Genomic DNA, 2,920 nt, shown 5'->3' with positions numbered 1-2,920 from the left:
ACTGGCCTCGAGGAGCCCGACGCCGGCCGGGTCTCGATGAACCGTGGCGTCGAGATCGGCTACCTCCACCAGGGCGACGAGCTTGTCGACACCCACTCCGTGCGCGAGGCCGTCCTCGGTGGGCGCGCCGATCACGAGTGGCTGGCTGACGCGACGATGCGCGGGGTCGTGACCGAGCTGCTCGCGGGGATCTCGCTGGACCGGCCGGTCCTGGGCCTGTCGGGTGGCGAGCGTCGCCGGTGCTCCCTGGCCGCGCTGCTGCTCGGTGAGCATGAGCTCATCGTCCTCGACGAACCGACCAACCACCTCGATGTCGAGGCCGTGGCCTGGCTCGCCCACCACCTGGTGGCGCGCTCCTCGGCACTGGTGGTCGTGACCCACGACCGCTGGTTCCTCGACGAGGTCTGCCAGACGACCTGGGAGGTGCACGACGGTGTGGTCGACTCCTACGAGGGCGGATATGCCTCCTTCGTGCTGGCCAAGGCCGAGCGGCAGCGCCAGGCCGGCGCCTCCGAGCAGCGCCGCCAGCAGCTCGTCAAGAAGGAGCTCGCGTGGCTGCGTCGGGGTGCCCCCGCGCGGACGGCGAAGCCGAAGTTCCGCATCGACGCCGCCAACCAGCTGATCGAGGACGTGCCGCCGCCGCGCGACCGGCTGGAGCTGCAGCGCTTCGCCGCCCAGCGCCTCGGCAAGGACGTCATCGACGTCGAGCACGCCGACCTGTCGCGCGGCGAGAGGAAGCTGCTGACGAATGCCACGTGGCGCCTCGGACCAGGCGACCGGGTGGGCATCGTGGGCGTCAACGGTGCGGGCAAGACGTCGGTGCTCTCGCTGATCGCGGGCCACCTGTCGCCGACGGCCGGTCGCGTCAAGCACGGCCGCACGATCAAGATGGAATACCTCACCCAGGCGATCGACGAGGTGGATCCGGACGGCCGCGTGCTCCCGACGATCGAGGCCATCGCTCGCGTCACCCGCACCGCCACCGGGTCGGAGATCACCGCGACCTCGATGCTCGAGCGCTTCGGCTTCACCGGCGACAAGCTCACCGCTCGTCTCGGCGACCTGTCGGGCGGGGAGCGTCGACGCTTCCAGCTGCTCAAGCTCCTGCTCAACGAGCCCAACGTGCTGCTGCTCGACGAGCCCACCAACGACCTCGACATCGACACCCTCAACGTCCTCGAGGACTTCCTCGACGGCTGGCCGGGGACCCTGATCGTGGTCTCCCACGACCGTTACTTCCTCGAGCGCGTGACCGACTCGGTGTGGGCGCTGCTCGGGGACGGCCAGATCTCGATGCTGCCGCGCGGGGTGGACGAGTACCTTGAGCGCAGGGCCGCCGGCCTTGACGCCGTTCCCGCCTCGGCGCCCACCGGCGCTGCCGGCGCCGCGTCATCGAAGAAGGCCAAGGCCGGCTCGGCAGGTGAGCGCGAGGCACGCAAGGCCATCGCGCGCCTCGAGAAGCAGCTCACGCGCGTGTTGGCTCGCGAGAAGGCGATCAACGACGAGATGGCCGCCCACCTGACCGACTACGACAAGCTGGCCGACCTGGGGAAGCAGCTCAGCGCACTGCAGGCCGAGCGGGACGGACTCGAGCTCGAGTGGCTCGAAGCCTCCGAGGTGCTGCAGTAGTCAGCTCTCCGGCGGGCTGAACGGCTCCAGGAGGGTCCGCAGCAACGAGGCCAGGGTGGTCCGGTCGGCGGCTGGAAGGGCAGCAAGGAGCTCGGCCTCGGCGGCGAGCAGTGCCCCGAAGGCCCCGTCGACCGCGTGCTTGCCCTCGGGGGTGAGCCGGACGAGAACCCCGCGTCGGTCCTTCGGGTCAGGGAGCCGCTCGACGAGGTTGCGGGCGGCGAGGCGGTCGACGCGGTTGGTCATGGTGCCGCTGGTCACGAGCGTCTCGCGGAGGAGACGACCGGGGGACAGCTCGTACGGCGCACCCGCTCGCCTCAGCGCTGCCAGCACGTCGAACTCCCACGACTCGATGTGGTGCGCGTTGAAGGCGTCGCGTCGGGCGAGATCGAGGTGGCGTGCCAGGCGGCTGATGCGGCTGAAGACCTCGACAGGTCCGAGGTCCAGGTCGCTGCGCTCGCGGGCCCACGCCTCGACCAGGCTGTCCACTTCGTCGCGCATCCGCGCAGTCTGTCAGATGCGTCGAGAATCTTGACATTGAGATATAGCCTCGGGTCATGAAGCTCCACCATGTACAGGTCGCCTTCCCCTCCGCCGGCGAGGACGTCGCCCGCCGGTTCTGTGCCGACGGGCTGGGCCTGACGGAGGTCGACAAGCCGGGGGAGCTCGCGGGGCGCGGCGGCGCCGGTTCCGCTCGGCGGACGGCGCGGAGGTCCACGGCGGGGTCGAGGATCCATTCACTCCCGCGCGCAAGGCTCACCCGGCGCTGCTGCTCGGCGGCGCGGCCGCCCTGGAGGCCGTCGCCTCCCGGCTGGTGGGGCTCGGCTTCGAGCTGGACTGGAGCCAGCGCGACAGCTTCCCCGGGTACGTCAGGTGTCACACCGTCGACGGACACGGCAACCGGGTGGAGCTGCTGGCGCTGCTTAGTTACTGACTGGTAACATAGCCGCATGAGCCAAGTCCAGACGTGGTGGAACACCACCGCAGGGATCCCCGTCATCGGCCAGCGCGTCTTCTCCCTGGCGTTCTCGCACAAGGCGCCGTACTTCGCGACGATCCGCCCGTGGTTCACCGTGGTGCAGCCCAACCATGTGGAGCTCGTCATCTCGAAGCGGCGTCGGGTGCACAACCACATCGGCACCGTCCACGCGATCGCCCTGTGCAACGGACTGGAGGCGGCGATGGGCGCGCTGGCCGAGGTGACCATCCCCGGGGACAGGCGCTGGATCCCCAAGGGCATGGACATCTCCTACACCGCCAAGGCGACGAGCGACATCACCTGCATCGCCGAGAC

Annotated in this window: 3 protein-coding genes; 2 read left to right on the top strand and 1 reads right to left on the bottom strand. The window is 70.0% G+C overall.

What is annotated here, in order from left to right; all coding sequences use genetic code 11:
• Positions 1–1,629, top strand: a 1,629-nt coding sequence (locus JWN68_RS17370; RefSeq protein WP_297741270.1) for an ABC-F family ATP-binding cassette domain-containing protein, incomplete at its 5' end; no start/stop codon positions are given.
• Here JWN68_RS17370 and JWN68_RS17365 read toward each other — a convergent pair.
• The gene (locus JWN68_RS17365; protein WP_297741268.1) at positions 1,630–2,127 is read right to left on the bottom strand and encodes a MarR family transcriptional regulator; all 498 of its coding nucleotides are present in this window, start codon (positions 2,125–2,127) and stop codon (positions 1,630–1,632) included.
• A gap of 449 nt (positions 2,128–2,576) precedes the next feature.
• Between JWN68_RS17365 and JWN68_RS17360 the strand changes: the two genes are divergently transcribed.
• Positions 2,577–2,920, top strand: a 344-nt coding sequence (locus JWN68_RS17360) for a hotdog fold domain-containing protein (protein ID WP_297741266.1), incomplete at its 3' end; no start/stop codon positions are given.

The sequence above is a fragment of the Nocardioides sp. genome, assembly GCF_025964975.1.
Taxonomy (GTDB): domain Bacteria; phylum Actinomycetota; class Actinomycetes; order Propionibacteriales; family Nocardioidaceae; genus Nocardioides.
Note: the sequence above shows the minus strand (reverse complement) of the source record. Positions and strands in the feature narration are given on the sequence as shown.